The organism is Elizabethkingia bruuniana (assembly GCF_002024805.1).
GTDB classification, from domain to species: domain Bacteria; phylum Bacteroidota; class Bacteroidia; order Flavobacteriales; family Weeksellaceae; genus Elizabethkingia; species Elizabethkingia bruuniana.
Genome location: NZ_CP014337.1, coordinates 3,450,024 through 3,467,719, shown reverse-complemented (window position 1 = coordinate 3,467,719; position 17,696 = coordinate 3,450,024). Strand labels below are relative to the sequence as shown.

Below are 17,696 nucleotides of genomic sequence, written 5' to 3'. Positions count from 1 at the left end.
TGTTAAATCTTGTTAATTTGGCTTCAGATTCAAAAACGGAATATGAGCATTTTAGAAAAGTTTTCACTTAACGGAAAAGTAATTGTCGTAACGGGAGCAACAGGCATCCTGGGACAATCATTTGTTAAAGCCTTGGGTGAAGCAAATGCTAAAGTAGCAATATTAGGAAGGAATGAAGAAAGAGGAAGAGAAAGAGTACAAGAGGTAGTTAATGCGGGAGGTGAGGCTGAATTTTTTCAGACTGATGTACTCAATGAAGAACAGTTAATAGAAACTAATAACATCATCATAAATGGATGGGGGAAGATAGATGGTTTGGTCAACGCTGCCGGTGGTAATATTCCGGGAGCGACCATTCCCCCAAATGAAGATTTGTTTGATACAAAAATTAGTGATACAATTAAAGCGATTGAACTCAACTTATATGGCAGCATTATTCCAACCTTCATTTTCGGGAAAGAAATTGCTAAAAATGGGAAAGGTTCTATTGTGAATATTTCTTCACTGGCAGCAAGCAGGCCTCTGACACGGGTATTAGGTTATACAATTGCTAAACATGGTATAGAAGGTCTTACTAAATGGATGGCAACAGAACTCCCTCTAAGATATGGAGACAGCGTAAGATGTAATGCTATTGCGCCCGGCGTGTTTTTAACAGAACAAAACCGTACATTACTTACAAATAGTGATGGAACTTATACAGAAAGAGCACAGAAATTTATTAACGGAACACCTTATTCAAGATTAGGGAATCCCGATGAACTGGCAGGTACGTTAGTCTATTTACTAAGCGATGCATCTCAGTTTGTAAATGGAGAGACCATTTTTGTAGATGGAGGTTTCAATTCATGGTGCGGGGTTTAATGCAGGAGTAGTATGAAAAGATTAGAACAGACATGGCGTTGGTACGGACCAGAAGATCCGGTAAGCTTACAGGATATAAAACAGGCAGGAGCAACGGGAATTGTAACGGCACTACATCATATTCCACATGGAGAAATTTGGCCGTCGGATGAAATTGCTAAAAGGAAGGAAATTATTGAAGAAGCAGGATTCAGATGGTCAGTAGTTGAAAGCGTACCAGTACATGAAGCTATTAAAACAAGATCTGAACATGCGGCGCATTATATTGAAAACTACAGACAGACTTTAAAAAATCTGGCAGAAAACGGAATAAAAACTGTTTGTTACAATTTTATGCCGGTATTAGACTGGACGCGCACTCAGCTGGATTTAGAGTTAAAAGACGGATCAAAAGCTTTGTATTTTAACTGGATAGATTTAGCCGTTTTTGATCTGTTTATGCTGAAACGTAAGAATGCAGAAGCTGATTATACAGATTCTGTAAGAAAAGAAGCAAAAGAACGCTTTGAGAATTATACTAAAGAACAATTGAATCAGTTGCAAACCAATATTCTGATGGGAATTCCCGGAGAAAAGAATATTGAAGTTGAAGAACTGAACAAGAGTATTGAGCTTTACAGTACAATTGGAGCTGAAGGATTAAGACAGAATTTACTTTACTTTCTTCAATCAATTGCTGACATATGCGAGGACTATGGAATTTCGATGACGATTCATCCGGATGATCCGCCATATCCTATTTTGGGGCTTCCTCGCATAGCCGGTAATTTAGAAGACTTTAAATATATCATCAGGGGAGTCGATAAAAAGTTTAACGGAATTTGTTTTTGTACAGGTTCTTTAGGAGCAGGAAAAGCAGAACAGCTTGCACAAATGTTCAGTGAACTAAAAGATAGAGTATATTTTATACACCTGAGGAATGTGCAGAAAGATGCGCACGGAAATTTTTATGAAGCAGATCATTTAGATGGTGATGTAAACATGTATGAGGTAATGAAGGTTATTGTTGCAGAAAATCAAAAAAGAGAGACCGCAATTCCTTTCAGACCAGATCATGGACATCAGATGCTGGATGATTTACAAAAAACAACTAACCCCGGATATTCTGCGATTGGCAGATTAAGAGGATTAGCAGAGTTGAGAGGACTAGAATTAGGAATATTAGGTAAATAGTATGTCGTATTTTTTAAATGATAATTTTCTGTTACAATCAGATATTGCAGTAGTATTATACAATGATTATGCAAAGGATTTACCGATTATAGACTATCATAATCATTTGTCACCGCAACAGATTACAGAGAATAAAAACTTTGAAAATATTACAAAGGTATGGCTGAAAGGAGACCATTATAAATGGCGTGCTATGAGAGCCTACGGTATAGACGAATATTTTATCACCGGTAATGCTTCTGATGAAGATAAATTCCGCAAATGGGCCGAAGTAGTACCTAATACATTGCGTAATCCATTGTTTCACTGGACGCATATGGAACTTAAAAATCCATTTGATGTAAATGAATATCTGAATGCAGCTTCGGCCGACAGAATATATAAAGAGACAACCGAAAAATTGCAACAGGAAAATTTCAGGCCACAAAGTCTGTTGAATAATTATAATGTTGAAATGTTGGGAACAACGGATGATCCGACAGATGATCTTAGTTTTCATCAGAGTATGCGACAACAAAATAAAGAAATAGACGTAAAGCCTAGTTTTCGCCCGGATAAAATTTTTGCCATAAGTAAAGGTGATAGCTTCCGGGATTATGTAAGAAAGCTTTCAGAGGTGAGTAAAGTAGAGATCTCAGATTTGAATACTCTTCTTGAAGCTTTACAGAAACGGGTGAATTTTTTCGATGATATGGGGTGTGTAGCATCAGACCATGGTCTGTTGTATATTCCACAGCCGGGAAAACATAGTTTAAAAGAAATTAATCATGTCTTTTTTACTGTTTTACTGGGAGATGATGAAGAGGCCAAGGATGTAGAAGAAGGCTATACTCATTATATTTTGACAGAGCTATGCAAAATGTATTATGAAAAAGGATGGGCGCAACAATTTCATTTAGGAGCATTAAGAAATAACAATACCATAAAGTTAAAAGAAATAGGGACAGATACAGGTTATGACTCTATTGGGGATTACCCACAAGCACAAGCATTATCCGCATTTTTAAACAATTTAGAGAATCAACAAAAACTAACCAAGACCATATTATATAATCTCAATCCGGCGGATAATGCGGTGTTTGGGTCCATGACAGGTAACTTTCAGGGAGAAGGTATAAAAGGAAAAATACAGTTTGGGTCTGCATGGTGGTTTCTGGATCAGCTGGACGGAATGGAACAGCAGATTAATACACTTTCCAATCTGGGGCTAATCAGTACATTTATTGGAATGCTTACAGATTCCAGGAGTTTTCTCTCCTTCCCGAGACATGAGTATTTCAGAAGGTTACTGTGCAATCTTTTTGCAGAAGATATCAGAAAAGGTTTATTGCCAAATGACCTGAAATGGGTAGGAGGTATAATTAGTGATATTTGTTATCACAATGCCAAATCTTATTTTAAGAATTAAAATTTTCCGGAAAATAACCACATGACTTTCTAATGACCAATTGGGTTTCCAGTTCAATAGTTTTGTAATCCTTAGTTGGTTTATTTAGTAATTCTATCATTTTCTCGGTGGCTATCTTACCAATTTCGTATGCTGGCTGTACAATTGTAGACAGAGGTGGGTTTAGTGAGAATGCAAAAGTTGTATTGGCAAAACCTAAAACAGCTATATCTTTCGGGACTTTAATACCAGCTTCCATAAAAATTCCAAGACTTCTGGTAGAAATGGTTTCGGAACCGCAAATAACCGCATCCGGAGGATTTTCAGATTTTAGTTTTTCAGATATAAATTCTTTAATTTTCTCATCGTGCTGGTTAATGTTTTTAAGGTCTACAAATAGTACATTTTCCTCAAGATAAGGAATGTTATATTGTTTTAAAGCATTTTTATAACCCTCTAAGCGCAAATCACTGACACCTAATTTATCCGCAAGTATAATCAGAATATTTTTTTTCCCGATCCGTAATAGGTGCTGTGTTGCCTTAAAACTTCCGCCAACGTTATTAGCTCCTACTTTATGTGTATTCAGTGAGCTTTGTATTCTGTCGAAAAGAACAATAGGATAGTTCGGCTGAAGCTTTTTTAAGAGATCAAAATTAGATGTTTCTGTCAATGGAGACATCAGAATACCATCGACTCCCTTGTTAATGAGAGATTCAATGCATTGTCTTTCTGTAGCTTCGTCATGATGGCTCTGCATGATAAGGGTGTCGAAGCCTTTATCCATAAAATTACTTTGTATCCCGTCGAGAACCTGGGATATAAATGTATTGGAAATATCACAAACAATAACTCCTATGGTATTTGTTTTACCAAATTTTAGATTTTTTGCAAGCCTGTTAGGGTGATAATTGTGCTTTTCAGCGTATTCAATTATCTTTTTCTTGGTAGCCGCACTAATCTCATAACTATCGGACAGAGCCTTAGACACTGTAGATACAGAGACACTCAATGCTTTGGCGATATCACGAATTGTTACTTTAGACATGGATATAATAAGTCTCCTAATTTACAAAATTATATCAGCAATAAAGAAGAATCAAAAAAATAGCTATATTTATACCTAAGACTTTAGGGTTATGAAAATAAAAATCAGCTTTATTCTATTTCTGTTTTTGTCGGCTTTGTGTTTTTCACAAGTTATAAAAGGAAGTGTTGTTTCCACAGCAGATCAGCCTTTGTCTAATGTGAAAATATATATTGATGGCAGTCAGGTTTCTTCGATAACGGATACCAAAGGAATATTTGATATTAGCATTCCCAATATAAAACAAGGAAATATTGTTTTTCAGAAAGATGGCTATCAGGATTTTGTTTATCCTTTACAGCAGGCTATGAATAAAACCCTTAAAGTTGTACTGGAAAAAGAACGACTTATAGAAGAGGTAAAGTTAATTGGGTACTCAAGTAAGGATTATGAAAAATATATCAATACTTTTTTTGACAATTTTTTAGGAATAAGCAGAGAGGGCGTAAGTATTGAGAATCCGAAAGAAGTGAAATTTGCTTATGATAAAACAGAAAGAATTCTCAGAGCCCAGGCCAAGAAACCTTTAATAATTTTCAATAAAAAACTAGGTTATACAATAGAATACAAACTCATGTCTTTCTATATTGATCATAGAAATGGTATTTCCCAATATACAGGAACATCGTTTTATACACCAATAAAAGCATCTGAATCTAAAAACAGAGTTTATAAAATGAACAGGCTGAATGCTTATTACGGTAGTGTGCAACATTTTTTTAAATCAGTGTTTAATAACAGTGTTAATAAAGAAGGATTTATTCTGGACCGGATTAAGCATATGGAAGGTCAAAAAGCCCTTGCTTTGGTAGAAAAAGATCTTCAGGCATCTGCATACAGAAGTGAAGCGGATGGGAAAGTGTATTTTGAATTTCCTGATATACTAATGGTGAGCTATAAGAAATATCTTTTCGATATTTCTAAACGGGAGGTTGTAAGAACAAACTCTTATAGTACGATAAACTCTTATGTTGAAACGCGTGGTATCCGTTATCACATAACATCTGACGGTAATTATTCAGATCCGGATCAGATGTTGTTTCAGAAGTCCTGGGCTATGGATAAAGTAGCAAAGATGCTTCCGCTGGACTACGAACCTGAAAAATAAAAAGCCCTTGTTATACAACAAGAGCCTTAATTTAGAGATATGAAATATAATGTTTTTTAATTTATTGATTTGCTTTTACTGGCCATATTGACAATATTGGAAATATCTTCCGGGGTAAAATTACCTCTTACATCTACAAAAACTTTTTCTCCATCTTTATCACCATCTACAGCAATGAGTAATTTGTTAATCTGATCGCCATTGGTAATGGCTCGGATATTTACTTTTTGCCCTTCAGAATTCAGAGTCATCCACTCTTCATATTTATTTTCTGTAAAGAAACGGTTCAGCTTTTCCTGATAATTGGCATTTGGGGCGATAACAGTCATAACACGGACTTTTTTTACCTTCTTTATCAGTGCGATCACTTCCTCGCTCTCTCCGTCTTCACGAAGTGCCTTTTTTACAAAAGGTTTCACCAGGAACATTGGAGGATTGATAGCAGTAACCTGTGCTCCTTTTCCCAGGCTTTCACGATCCAGAAACTCCATATTCGGACTGGAGGAAACAATACAAGACTGCAATAAAGCGAGAAGAACGAATAAAGCGAATATTTTGGAAAAAGCTTTCATTATATTATTTTTTACCTTTATCACCCTTTGGTCCTTTGCCTCCTTTATCACCTTTTTCGTCGCTGTTAACCAGTTTAGAAATATCGTCTACATTTACTTTACCATCCAGAAGAAGGAAAAGATTCTCATCGTCTCCGGTGATGCTCAGTAATAAGTCTTTTACCACACTAGTTGTTGTGTCTTGAGTTAAGAATTTAATTTTCTTTCCATCACTGTTAACTGTCATTAGCTCCTCATATTTCAGGTTTTTAATAGAAGAGTTAATTTCGTCTCTTATTTTCGACATATTAACAGTAGGAGCAATACTATCTTTTTTATTCTTTTCGAAAATCAGAATTTTAATAGAATTAACATCCTTTATCAATGGTCTGATCTGGTCTATACCTGCATCCTGAATGTCCAGTTTGTTAAGCAGGTTAAACATAGGCTTTGCTATTTTAATAGAGGTCACTCCTTTGGTGTCCTGATACTGATCGAAAAGTTTTTCGAGCTTGCTGATCTGGGCATTTACACCAATGCCGGCAGCAATTATAAATAATGTTAGAAATATCTTTTTCATGATGGTTTGATTTAAAAATTAACAGAAAGATGTTTTATGAGTCCAACTTTTTCAATTCCCTTATCCAGATTGCTGGCCAGAAGATTAAGCGATTTCTTTGTAAGATCTGCAGCTTCTTCTTCATCGTATACGGGCTTTCCGTTGATAAGGACATAGTTCGGATTATAGCTGGTATCTGTGCCGGTTTCCGGAACACTGTTTACAGAAGCAGCTTCAATAATCTCTTTCTCTTTTTTTGCTAAAGGTTTTTTCTGAGCTAAAACCTTACTATTTTCTTTTTCTGTTATTTCTTTTTTCTCTGTCTCAGGAATGCTAACAGAGGGCTGGATATTAGTTTCAGGTACGGTTGTTTGCTGTTCCAGATTGATTAATGTATTATTTTTTACAGGCTCAGTTTTGGCTACAGAAGTTGTTGTAACATCTGTCATCGGTTTCTGATTAAAAAACATATAACCACCAAAACTTAAGAAAATAATGAAACCTGCTGCCATCCAGTACCATTTACTAAGTCCTGGTTTTGTCGTTAGCTGAATTTTCTTTGCAGGTATTGGCTGCTCTTCAACTTTTTCCATAAAGTCTTCAAAGTTCCAATCCATTGTCACCTCTTTTTCTTCCCGAAGTGTTTTAAAGAAAACATCATCCGAAAAATCTTTCAGCCATTTTTCTTCAGCCTCGGAAGAATTTCCTGCGAAGTACTGGTCTTTATATTGTTTGGATCTGTCGGTTTTCATATTCGAAAATTTTTTCGAGTTGTGTTTTTATTTTTTGTCGGGCCCTCATCAGGTTTATTCTTACTGCATTGGATTCCATTTCCAGGGCTTCACATATTTCAGGAATACTGTATTCTTCAATGTCTTTCAGATGCATCACCATTTTCTGCTTCTCGGGAAGTTGGTTAATCATATTAATGATAATTTCCCGTGTATTGTCACTATGGTTAACTGAATAATCCTGCCTCACACTCTTAATCTGATAATCTTCTACTACTTTTGCATGTTTCAGTCTGTTCAGACATTCATTGCGCAGGCATCGTAAAGCAAAAGCTTCAATATTCTCATAACGATGAAGATCGTCTTTCATTTGCCAGAGCTTTATCATAATCTCCTGTACCACATCATAGGCTTCATCTGCGCTGACCAGAAAACTTTTAGCAAAACGGTATAATCTATCCTTGTGGATAAAAACCGTTGTTTTAAAAGTCTGTTGGTCCATAGTATTGCTTTTATAAGTAAGACAATCGGAAGAAGTATTCTGTTACATCTAAAATTAAAAAATATTATGATAATATTTAAATATTTGATTTTCAGATAAAAAAAGAATCATCAGTAATGATGATTCCAGTATATTATAGTCTAAAATTCATGATATACATGTTTTAGTATGGCTTTATCTTCTTCGGTCAGTTTTATCTTTCTTCTGGCCATCATAATCTCCGCCGTTTCATAGGCTTTATCCAGGCGGAATTTAGGATCATCATTTGCTCCGCCCCATGTAAAGGCATTGATTAAATTTGGTGGAAAGCCTGTCTTGAAAATATTAGCTGCAACACCAACAACAGTTCCGGTATTTAGCTGAGTATTAATTGCTGTTTTAGAATGATCTCCCATAACGGTTCCGCAGAATTGTAAGCCTGTTTCTACAAACCTTTTTTCGCGGTAAGACCACATTTTTACGGCGGAATAATTATTTTTCAGGTTAGAAGTATTGGTATCAGCACCAAGATTACACCATTCGCCAAGGACTGAATTTCCTAAATATCCATCGTGTCCCTTGCTGGTATAACCAAAGATTACAACATTACTTACTTCTCCACATATTTTGGAATAAGGGCCAAATGTTGTTGCTCCGAAAACCTTAGCACCCATTTTCATGACTGCATGATCACAAATTGCAATTGGACCTCTTAGCATAACGCCTTCCATGACTTCGGCCTCCTTACCAATATAAATGGGGCCGCCATTAGTGTTCAGATAGGCAAATTCAACATCTGCACCTTCTTCTATAAAGATATCTTCAACTTTTCCACGGATATTATTGGTTTCAGAAATTTTCTGAGAGGTCCGGCCTTTGGTTACCAGATCAAAATCGAATCTGATGGCTTTGTCGTTGTATGTAAAAAGATCCCATGGTTTTTTGAAAACAATCAGTTCCTCTGTAATATCTATACATTTTTCAATCTGGCCAATATTAAAATTTTCCAGATTGATATATGAGGCGATTAGTTCATTCTCATATACCAGGGCTTCTCCTTTCTGTAAATCTTTTATTTGTTGTAGTACGCTTTCTGTTGGAAGAAAATTCGGGACTATCAATAAAGATTCTTTTTTTTCAGGTTCAGGGTATTTTACCTGAAGATACTTTTCGGTGACGAAAAAGCTTTCATCAAATCCTAAAAGTTTTTCCCATCGTTCCTTAAATGTTAATATACCTACACGCATATCCGCAATGGGGCGGGTGAAGGTCAGAGGTAAAAACTCTTCCCAATATTGGGCATCAGAGAAAACAAGTTGTTTCATTTTTTAGTGAGGATAATAATATTACAAATTTAAGTAAAACAAAAATTTCCAAAATTACTCTTGGGTTGCAAAAGTATTATTTTTAGAAAAAATAGCAGTAATAATAAATGCTAAAAAAGAGGGAAGTACCCATTCCATGTTGTGTTGAACCAGTGGAAGACTTTCTTTTAAAGAGGTTATAAAATTTTTTGCAATACCATAATACTGGAATACAGTAAGGGAGGATACAAGCGTACTTATAATAACAGCAGCTACATAAGGAGCCTTGGACTTAACAATTTTTCCGAAGAATACTAAGTACATGACCAAAGCAAAAACAACCGGATATACAAAGCCTAGCAATATTCCGGCATAGTTAATTATTTCATCTACTCCTTTTACCGAAAGTATAGCAGCAAGTACACAACAGAAAATAACATTGACTTTATAGCCGAATTTCCCGTTTGTAATTTTTTCCATAAAGCTGGCAAATGCTGATGTCAGTGCAATTGCGGTTGTTAAACATGCAAGCGCTATGGCAACGGAAATGATATAAGTTCCGTATTTTCCTAATACGGAATTAGAGATATGTAAAAGCAGTTTGGTTCGGGATAAATCATCGGTTACAGGATAGCCGGAAGTAGCTCCAAGATATACAAGTCCTCCATAGATCACCAGCAGACAAAAAGCAGCAATAAGGCCGGCCATAATAGTCATTTTGACTCTCTGGTTAACCTGAGTAAATCCTTTTTCGGTAATAGTGGTAATAATAATGCCGGCAAAAATAACAGCGGATAGGACATCCATTGTTTGGTAGCCCTCATGAAATCCTAATGCAAAACTTTCTCCGTGGCTAAGAGCAGATGATGCAGGAGCCCCTGGTGAATAAACAATACCAACAGCTATAAGGATAAGCAATAATAGAATAAGTACCGGCGTAAGGTATTTTCCGATAATATCGACAATTTTGCTTGGAGAGATTGCAAGAAAACCTGTTACAGCAAAAAATATTACAGCACTAATAATAGGTGAAAGTCCTGGGAACACAGGTTGTAATCCTATTTCGAAAGTAGTTGCTCCGGTACGCGGAATCCCGATTAAGGGGCCGATTAGCCAGATGATGATAAACGCAAGTATGGTTATCATGTTCTTATTAACCCGTTTCCCGATATCTGTAAAGTTATGCCCGATTTGTACTACGGCAATCAAACTGATCAGCGGAGCAATAATTCCTGTGGTGATAAATCCTACAATGGCATAAAACCATTCTGTTCCGGATTTTAATCCGATAAAGGGAGGTAAAATAAGATTCCCTGCGCCAAAAAACATGGCAAAAAGAGCAAATCCAAGGGTTATAATAGCGCCGTTGTTGTTTCTCACGTTGTAATATTTTCCGGTGTGCAATTAAATAAAAAACACCAAAGAATCCAATTCTTCGGTGTTTTTGTTCAGTATAAAACTGTATATCTTAGTTCTTAGCGAATTTCTTGTATTTATTCATGAACTTATCAACTCTACCAGCTGTGTCAACTAATTTAACTTTACCTGTGTAGAATGGGTGAGAAGTACTAGAGATTTCCATTTTTACCAATGGATACTCTACACCATCAACTACCAAAGAATCTTTGGTTTCAGCAGTAGATCTTGTAATGAAAACTTCATCGTTGCTCATGTCTTTAAAAGCAACTAATCTGTAATTGGATGGATGGATATCTTTTTTCATTGTCTTAATAATTAGACCGCAAAATTATAAATATTTTTTTAAATGGCAAAATATTTTTATTAATTAAAAAAATGATTTAGACGGTTTTAACTTTCCCGAAGTATAATCTTCAAAATTAATACACCATAAAATGAATGTCTATGCTAGTTTACTGTTGTTTAGCTGTTTATCCGGAAGGGCAAAAAATATTTTAAAAGAAAGCAATTATTCTGCTTTTTTGTTCATGTCTTTAATTAGTCCCAGCGCGAAAAATCCGATAATTATAATGGCGATGATTATACAGCCCCATACAAAGAAGGGAGTCTGCCAAAATGCTTTTCCTGATTTTGGATGCACCGAATGATCAGTGTCTTTCAGATCAGTAATCATTGCATCAGGATAATTCTGATTAAGATTAATTCCGGAGTTTACTAAATCATATTGCGGGGCAGATAATTCGGGATTAATATCCAGTGTATAAGTCTCTCCTGCTTTCAGATCTGCCAAAATTTTCTTTTGAGATTGAAAGAGGTTTATTTTCTTTATATCTAATGGGGGATTATCCTGATTATCTATTTCTATGATCAGTTCTTTTGTGAATAAATCCGGGAAGCCAAACTGGTTATTATTTTTAGATCTGATTTGAAAAGCAGTAAGCTCTTCTCTGTAATTTTCGGTTTTTCTTTTGTAAACTCTGGACTTATTAATTAGTATCCGTGCATCGCGCTGATAAAAAGAAGGTGAGAGAATATCAAAGCTAATTCCATTAATTACCTGCTCATTGGGGAAAGTAATTGTAATAATGCTCTGTTTATTATTCTTGTCCGTGTTTATTTTCTGCTCAAAGTTTTGTAATGCGGTTTTAGCACCAGTTACAACATTATCATATTCTAATCCGGCTTCTAGTACATTAATGGGCAAAGAATTCTTGTCGAGAAAATCGAATTTTAAAAATTTATAGTTGTTTAGAGGAAATGAGAAATTCTTATCGACTGACGTTTTTCCGGATTCATTAAGACCTGATATAATCTGATTGTCAACAAGCCCAAACCATTGCTTTTGGTCGTTGCTTCCACTGATGTTGTATTTCTTATCTATTTCTGTATTGGCAATCTTCAGGGTAAGATTATCCAGGTTAACTATATTCTCATTAGAGATAATAACAGAAGTTACAACATTTGGGATTGTATTTCTGGAGCTTATCGGAAATTGCTTGAAACCAGACTTTTTGAAATTTCCATTTCCCACGATATAAGGAGCTTCATTGTGCTTCGAATCGTAAATCCTTATGAAATCCGTATTGTTCCGGGTTGCAGCAATAACATCCGGAGAAAGCACGATCTGATGCAGTCCGTTTTCTTTTATATTACTGATTTTGCCCTGATAGTTTTGTGCAAGAAGGACAGAGGAACCAATTAGTATTGGCAGCAGCTTAATTATTTTCTGTATCATTTGGTTTGCTGGATTCATCAATAACTAGTTTTTTAATTTTTTGGTAAACAAATGATATAATAAGGATAAGAACCCCTAGTAAAATAAAGGCTATAATCTTTCCTGTCTCCGATACATTTTTGATATCATATAAGAACAGTTTAATAATAGTAATCCCCAGTAAAGCAAGTGCAATAATACGCAGTTGCTTGTTTTGTTTCTTTATTCCGATAATCAGAAAGACGAATGATAGTGCACCCCAAAGAATAGGGTATCCTATTTTGATGATCTGAAGTTTTACAAATCTGAGTTTATCGTCAATAAAAACTATTCTCTGATATTTATATAGGTGTTCCTTTGTAACAGGGTATGTTTTTGCAAGCTCTGCCTGAGAGATAATCTCTCCGGAAAATATTAATCCATGAACCATTATTTCATTACTCATAATGAAAACAATACAGAAAGCAAAAATCCATAAAGCAAATTTATGATTGAGAAGCATGGAGAAACTATTGTCATTTCTCAACTTTATGATGGTATATCCAAAATATACCAGACATGCTAATAATATATAATGTATGAAAAAGGCTGACTTGCCCGATAATCCTGCGTTATAATTCTCCACTATTTCATCTGTTACCAGCTGATGGAAAACTACAATATACAAGAGGATATTGATACAGGATAAAATAATTGCAAGGTTATTTACTGCTATGTTTTTGCGCTTTAATGTAAAGTATATAACTCCTGTACTAAATAAGAAATGATATAAAACAGAGTAAGATTGAGCAGAATAATAATTGGCAATGCCCGTATTCGCCTGATAAGAAATTTCGAATAAGCCTATGAAATACCCTACAATAACAGCGGCAATACTTATTCCGGATCTGTATAGTGAAGGGTTGAATTTAACTGTAAAAATATCAACAGGTTCGTTTTCTTTTCTCAACAGAAGATAAGTAAGTACAAGAGATACCAGAGAAACTAAACCTGTTATGAATATCGGGTTGAAAACTAGTTTCAGTACTCCAGTACTTCTCATGTAATAGAACTCCCAGTCCATCATGAGACTGAAAAGCATTAGAATCTGAACAACTATGGCTCCTAATTTGAAAGCTGCAATTCTTGATTTTTGGAATAGCCAGAATAAAAGCACAGCTTCGGCAGACCAGAATAATGTAATATAATTACCATTAAATTGGATTGGAATAGCGAGAGTTACAAAAGTGAGTGTCAGGCCAAGTAAAAGGTAGATTGCATTTTTGTCCAGCCCGAATTTTCTGTACAATAATATAGCATAAGCAAGATTGTATAATGCCAGCGCAATAGTAAACAGACCCTTGAAGTCCATTCCCCATTTATGAATAATACTAATTCCTATCCCGAAATAAAAGAATGTATTAGCAACGATGATGAAATATTCCAGTTTGGAAAATGTTCCCTTATTCCGCAGATTATTAACAACGGTAGCAATACTGAAGATAAGATAGAAAATAGTTGCATAAAATAAAGCTCCGCGATATGGAAGCCCCCCATCGATAACCTTTTCACCGAACCAGAATGAGAAAAGAACACAGGAAAAAATAAATGCCAGTAAGGTGACCAGACTCCATTTTTTGAAATAAGCAATAATCAGCATTCCTATATTAAGAATGGCAATGTAAGTAAAGAGCACTTTATAGTTCCCTTCGCCGGTACTCACCATAAATGGTACCGCAAAACCTCCAATAAGTGATAAAACAGCCAACTCCTTTCGGTCGTAGGATACTGAAACAAATGCACTAAATATGGTGATAACTACCATAATGATAAATGCTGTTGCCTGATTAAATAAATGATAATCGTGAAATGCAATACCAATGGTAAAGTAGAAGATACTAATGGCTCCGGCAACAAATACCGAACTAAATGCTTTGTAGTTTTTCTTTAATCGGTGTGCAACTCCCATAATGAGAGCACCACACAAAATACCGATCCCAACACGCGCAGGTTCATTAATCCAGTTTTTGTCAATAGCATATTTTACAAAGAAGCTAATTCCCAGTACCAGAATAAGAATGCCTATTTTATTAATAAGATTCTCTCCGATGAATTTTTCAATATCCGGATTTTTTTCTTTGAATATTTGCAGCCAGCTCTTTTTAGGAGGTAAAACAATTTTTTCTGTTACCGGAATCTCTGCATTTTCTTGTAATGGTATTGCCTCGGGTTGAAGTTCCTGAGATACTGCTGCAGACATGGCTGCCTGTACAGGTACTTCTTCAACAACAGGGATTTCCTCAATAATTTGCTTTTCTTCTTCGGCTTTTATTTCTTCCTTTATAGCAGGTTGTGGCTCTTCTGTAACAACAGATATGATCTCCGGTTGAGGTTCTTCAGCTTTTAAAGTTTGTGTGTTTGTACTAATCTTAAGGTTTAATGCATTAATTTCATCTTTAAGCTTGCCAATTGCTTCCTGTGTTGCCTTGGAATTAGCAGCTGATTTGTTAAGTGAAATAATTACAAAAACAAGAATTATTAACAATAAAAATATTTCCATGTGGTGTTTTAATGTTAACAAATATAAAATAAATATAACTAGTGGTGATATATTTACATGTTACACAAGGATTTTAGAAAGATTAACTTTCTACATAATCTGATTATAAGCTTTTTATGTGAAAGCGTTAATGAATAAAAATTTTGTAAGCCTCTTTTTAATAGATTATTACTGATCTGTTATGATCAAAAAAATACAATTTAGTATTTAGCTGAATAAAACGAGTATTCAGAGCATAAATAGGTATAAGTTCTGGCAGATTAAGTCTTCTAATTGCTTAGGAAGTTATTCATCTATCGTATATTTGTTAAAAATTAATCACCAACAAGCTACAGAATCATCATTCCGGGTTCTGTATAATAGCATTATTGTATTAAAATTATGGAAGAAATTAAAAGCCTTCAGCATCAGGTTGACGAATGGATCAGAACAGTGGGAGTACGTTACTTCAACGAACTGACTAATATGGCAATGTTAACAGAAGAAGTCGGGGAAGTTGCCAGAATTATTGCCAGAAGATATGGAGAGCAATCTGAAAAAGAATCGGATAAGAGCAAAGATCTCGGAGAAGAACTTGCAGATGTTCTTTTTGTTACTTTGTGTCTGGCGAATCAGACGGGAACAGATCTACAGGAAGCTTTTAATAAAAAAATGAAATCTAATATGGAGAGAGATAAAGAAAGACACCAGAATAACCTGAAACTACAATCAACTGTTCCGTTTTGTGAAATGCTGGATGGAGAAACAGTAAAAATTGGAGGATCAAAAAGTATAACGAACAGATTATTGATTTTAGAGAAGATATTTGGAAATATAACCTTAGAAAATGTTTCCGATTCTCAGGATTCTTCACTTCTGATAAAAGCTCTGAATGATGAGAGTGATATAGTAGATATTCACCATGCAGGAACATCTATGCGTTTCCTTACTTCTTACTTTGCAACAAAGCCAGGTAAAGAAGTTATATTAACAGGATCCGAAAGAATGAAACAGCGTCCTATAAAGCCATTGGTGGAAGCGCTGAAACAATTGGATGCAGAGATTGAATACCTGGGTGAAGAAGGATATCCGCCATTAAAAATTAAAGGAAAAAAGATTGAAAAAAATCAGGTGAGTATTCCGGCGAATATCAGCAGCCAGTTTATAACGTCACTTTTATTGGTAGGAGCAAGTCTGGAGAACGGACTGAATGTAAGCCTTGAAGGTAAAATTACATCATTGCCTTATCTGTTAATGACAATCGAAATTCTTAAGAAAGCCGGAATTAATGCTTCTATTGAAGAGAACATTATCAGGATAAAACCATTATCCGGAGCATTAGAACCAATTCGTTATGTTGTAGAAAGCGATTGGTCTTCTGCATCTTATTTCTATTCTTTGGCTGCAATAGGCAGGAAAAAGATTAATTTGAAGAGCTTAAATATAAAATCTTTGCAGGCAGATTCCCGTTCAGCTGAAATTTACAAAAGCTTTTTCGGAATAGAAACGGTAGAGGTTTCAGAAAATGAATTGTCTCTTCAGCCGATAGAAGGCTTCCGGTTTCCGAAAGACATGCAGCTGGATATGAATAATTGCCCGGATATTGCCCAGACGGTTTGTGTAACGGCAGCAGCACTAGATATACCTTTTTATATTACAGGTTTGGAAACACTAAAGGTTAAAGAAACAGACAGGCTTACTGCTATGCAGAATGAGCTGAGAAAAATTGGTCTTAACACAGTGATTACAAATGAAACTATAAAATCTCTGGAGAATATTACTCCGGCGGAGACCATTACAATTTCCACATATAATGATCACAGAATGGCAATGGCTTTTGCTCCATATGCTTTGTGTCGTACACTGGAAATCGACGATCCAAATGTAGTAGAAAAGTCCTACCCGGAGTTTTGGAAGGATTTTTATAAAGTGGTAAAAAGAAAATAAATGGTCATTATTATTACCGGAGCCTCTAAAGGGATAGGCTTTACGCTGGCAGAAACACTGGCAAAAAAAGGACATGTTGTTTACGGGTTTAGCAGACAAATTGCAGATAGTGACCATTTTAAAGGCCTTTCTGTTGATGTTACAGATAAGGAGCAAATTAATCAGGCCGTTTTTTCTGTTATTGAAAAAGAAGGAAGAATAGATGTGCTAATTAATAATGCCGGAATGGGAATGGTAGGTTCGGTTGAAGATACTACCAAAGAAGATATTCATAAGCTGTTTGATCTTAATCTGGTAGGGCCAATACAAATGATTTCTGCTGTGATGCCATATATGCGGGAAAAACGTTTTGGAAAAATTATCAATGTTTCCAGCATTGGTAGTGAGATGGGATTGCCTTTCAGAGGATTCTATTCAGCTTCCAAATCTGCCCTGGACAAAGCTACAGAAGCATTACGTTACGAAATTAAAAACTGGAATGTTCAGGCTACGTCACTGCATTTAGGGGATATAAAAACCAATATTGCTGAAAGCCGTATTAAAACAAAGGTTTCAGAAGCCTATAAAACAGTATTCAATAAAATTTATGAATTAATGAATGCTCATGTAGATGAAGGAGCAGAGCCTTCTGAAGTAGCAGATTATGTAGTGAATTTATTAGATAAGACAAGCTGGAAAGCGCATTATTATTTCGGGAAATTCGGGCAAAAGATAGGAGTACCATTGAAATGGATACTGCCACAGAATTTTTATGAAAATCTGATGCGTAAGTATTCCAAAATGGATTAAGATAATTTTATATTCTTCACTACTTTTAACAGAAGACATATAAAGTTTAATAAAACTTTAACCC

General features: G+C 35.3%; 16 protein-coding genes. 6 read left to right on the top strand and 10 right to left on the bottom strand.

The window, feature by feature from the left end:
• Positions 1-42 precede the first annotated feature (42 nt).
• From AYC65_RS16190 to uxaC, 3 genes are read left to right on the top strand one after another with little or no spacing between them, the layout of a single operon-like run.
• Positions 43-864, top strand: a complete 822-nt coding sequence (locus AYC65_RS16190; RefSeq protein ID WP_034868102.1) for an SDR family oxidoreductase — start codon at positions 43-45, stop codon at positions 862-864.
• Positions 865-876: 12 nt separating this feature from the next.
• Positions 877-2,037 (top strand): mannonate dehydratase, encoded by a 1,161-nt coding sequence (gene uxuA, locus AYC65_RS16185; RefSeq protein WP_034868101.1) that lies wholly within the window; start codon positions 877-879, stop codon positions 2,035-2,037.
• Position 2,038: 1 nt separating this feature from the next.
• A complete protein-coding gene (uxaC, locus tag AYC65_RS16180) occupies positions 2,039-3,445 on the top strand; it encodes a glucuronate isomerase (RefSeq protein WP_034868100.1) in 1,407 nt (468 codons plus the stop codon).
• On the opposite strand, the gene AYC65_RS16175 is transcribed toward uxaC, so the two are convergent.
• Positions 3,435-4,472: a LacI family DNA-binding transcriptional regulator gene (locus tag AYC65_RS16175; RefSeq protein ID WP_034868099.1), complete on the bottom strand. Its 1,038-nt coding sequence runs from the start codon at positions 4,470-4,472 to the stop codon at positions 3,435-3,437. The two genes, uxaC and AYC65_RS16175, sit on opposite strands and share 11 nt — an antisense overlap.
• Before the next feature lie 91 nt (positions 4,473-4,563).
• Here AYC65_RS16175 and AYC65_RS16170 point away from each other — a divergent pair, with 91 nt between their 5' ends.
• The gene (locus AYC65_RS16170; protein ID WP_034868098.1) at positions 4,564-5,619 is read left to right on the top strand and encodes a carboxypeptidase-like regulatory domain-containing protein; all 1,056 of its coding nucleotides are present in this window, start codon (positions 4,564-4,566) and stop codon (positions 5,617-5,619) included.
• Between the two features lie 56 nt (positions 5,620-5,675).
• On the opposite strand, the gene AYC65_RS16165 is transcribed toward AYC65_RS16170, so the two are convergent.
• From AYC65_RS16165 to AYC65_RS16125, 9 genes are all read right to left on the bottom strand, one after another.
• Positions 5,676-6,191: a DUF4252 domain-containing protein gene (locus AYC65_RS16165; protein WP_034868097.1), complete on the bottom strand. Its 516-nt coding sequence runs from the start codon at positions 6,189-6,191 to the stop codon at positions 5,676-5,678.
• A 4-nt stretch (positions 6,192-6,195) separates the two neighbouring features.
• Positions 6,196-6,750 carry a DUF4252 domain-containing protein gene (locus AYC65_RS16160; RefSeq protein ID WP_034868096.1) on the bottom strand — a complete coding sequence of 185 codons (555 nt, stop codon included), beginning with the start codon at positions 6,748-6,750 and terminating at the stop codon, positions 6,196-6,198.
• A gap of 11 nt (positions 6,751-6,761) precedes the next feature.
• Positions 6,762-7,481 carry a hypothetical protein gene (locus AYC65_RS16155; RefSeq protein ID WP_034868095.1) on the bottom strand — a complete coding sequence of 240 codons (720 nt, stop codon included), beginning with the start codon at positions 7,479-7,481 and terminating at the stop codon, positions 6,762-6,764.
• A complete protein-coding gene (locus AYC65_RS16150; protein ID WP_034868094.1) occupies positions 7,453-7,962 on the bottom strand; it encodes an RNA polymerase sigma factor in 510 nt (169 codons plus the stop codon). Before AYC65_RS16150 ends, AYC65_RS16155 begins: the two co-directional genes overlap by 29 nt.
• A 140-nt stretch (positions 7,963-8,102) precedes the next feature.
• On the bottom strand, positions 8,103-9,266 hold the full coding sequence (locus AYC65_RS16145) for a GlmU family protein (protein WP_034868093.1): 1,164 nt from the start codon (positions 9,264-9,266) through the stop codon (positions 8,103-8,105).
• 54 nt (positions 9,267-9,320) lie between these two features.
• Entirely contained in the window at positions 9,321-10,625 is a 1,305-nt protein-coding gene (brnQ, locus tag AYC65_RS16140) for a branched-chain amino acid transport system II carrier protein (RefSeq protein WP_034868111.1), read from the bottom strand.
• Between the two features lie 88 nt (positions 10,626-10,713).
• Positions 10,714-10,968, bottom strand: coding sequence for a type B 50S ribosomal protein L31 (locus AYC65_RS16135; protein WP_034868092.1), 255 nt, complete (start codon positions 10,966-10,968; stop codon positions 10,714-10,716).
• 204 nt (positions 10,969-11,172) lie between these two features.
• Complete coding sequence (locus AYC65_RS16130) at positions 11,173-12,417, bottom strand: hypothetical protein (RefSeq protein ID WP_034868090.1); 1,245 nt, start codon at positions 12,415-12,417, stop codon at positions 11,173-11,175.
• A complete protein-coding gene (locus tag AYC65_RS16125) occupies positions 12,380-14,917 on the bottom strand; it encodes a DUF2339 domain-containing protein (RefSeq protein WP_034868088.1) in 2,538 nt (845 codons plus the stop codon). Before AYC65_RS16125 ends, AYC65_RS16130 begins: the two co-directional genes overlap by 38 nt.
• Before the next feature lie 381 nt (positions 14,918-15,298).
• On the opposite strand from AYC65_RS16125, the gene AYC65_RS16120 reads away from it, so the two are divergent.
• Both AYC65_RS16120 and AYC65_RS16115 read left to right on the top strand, forming a co-directional pair.
• The gene (locus tag AYC65_RS16120) at positions 15,299-16,843 is read left to right on the top strand and encodes a MazG nucleotide pyrophosphohydrolase domain-containing protein (protein WP_034868086.1); all 1,545 of its coding nucleotides are present in this window, start codon (positions 15,299-15,301) and stop codon (positions 16,841-16,843) included.
• Entirely contained in the window at positions 16,844-17,632 is a 789-nt protein-coding gene (locus AYC65_RS16115; protein WP_034868084.1) for an SDR family oxidoreductase, read from the top strand. It abuts the gene before it with no gap.
• Positions 17,633-17,696: the final 64 nt, after the last annotated feature.

Excerpts from the sequence above, each read along its gene's own strand:
- AYC65_RS16190 (WP_034868102.1), top strand. The coding sequence starts at position 43 with ATGAGCATTTTAGAAAAGTTTTCACTTAACGGAAAAGTAATTGTCGTA.
- uxuA (WP_034868101.1), top strand. The coding sequence starts at position 877 with ATGAAAAGATTAGAACAGACATGGCGTTGGTACGGACCAGAAGATCCG.
- uxaC (WP_034868100.1), top strand. The coding sequence starts at position 2,039 with ATGTCGTATTTTTTAAATGATAATTTTCTGTTACAATCAGATATTGCA.
- AYC65_RS16175 (WP_034868099.1), bottom strand. The coding sequence starts at position 4,472 with ATGTCTAAAGTAACAATTCGTGATATCGCCAAAGCATTGAGTGTCTCT.
- AYC65_RS16170 (WP_034868098.1), top strand. The coding sequence starts at position 4,564 with ATGAAAATAAAAATCAGCTTTATTCTATTTCTGTTTTTGTCGGCTTTG.
- AYC65_RS16165 (WP_034868097.1), bottom strand. The coding sequence starts at position 6,191 with ATGAAAGCTTTTTCCAAAATATTCGCTTTATTCGTTCTTCTCGCTTTA.
- AYC65_RS16160 (WP_034868096.1), bottom strand. The coding sequence starts at position 6,750 with ATGAAAAAGATATTTCTAACATTATTTATAATTGCTGCCGGCATTGGT.
- AYC65_RS16155 (WP_034868095.1), bottom strand. The coding sequence starts at position 7,481 with ATGAAAACCGACAGATCCAAACAATATAAAGACCAGTACTTCGCAGGA.
- AYC65_RS16150 (WP_034868094.1), bottom strand. The coding sequence starts at position 7,962 with ATGGACCAACAGACTTTTAAAACAACGGTTTTTATCCACAAGGATAGA.
- AYC65_RS16145 (WP_034868093.1), bottom strand. The coding sequence starts at position 9,266 with ATGAAACAACTTGTTTTCTCTGATGCCCAATATTGGGAAGAGTTTTTA.
- AYC65_RS16135 (WP_034868092.1), bottom strand. The coding sequence starts at position 10,968 with ATGAAAAAAGATATCCATCCATCCAATTACAGATTAGTTGCTTTTAAA.
- AYC65_RS16130 (WP_034868090.1), bottom strand. The coding sequence starts at position 12,417 with ATGAATCCAGCAAACCAAATGATACAGAAAATAATTAAGCTGCTGCCA.
- AYC65_RS16125 (WP_034868088.1), bottom strand. The coding sequence starts at position 14,917 with ATGGAAATATTTTTATTGTTAATAATTCTTGTTTTTGTAATTATTTCA.
- AYC65_RS16120 (WP_034868086.1), top strand. The coding sequence starts at position 15,299 with ATGGAAGAAATTAAAAGCCTTCAGCATCAGGTTGACGAATGGATCAGA.
- AYC65_RS16115 (WP_034868084.1), top strand. The coding sequence starts at position 16,844 with ATGGTCATTATTATTACCGGAGCCTCTAAAGGGATAGGCTTTACGCTG.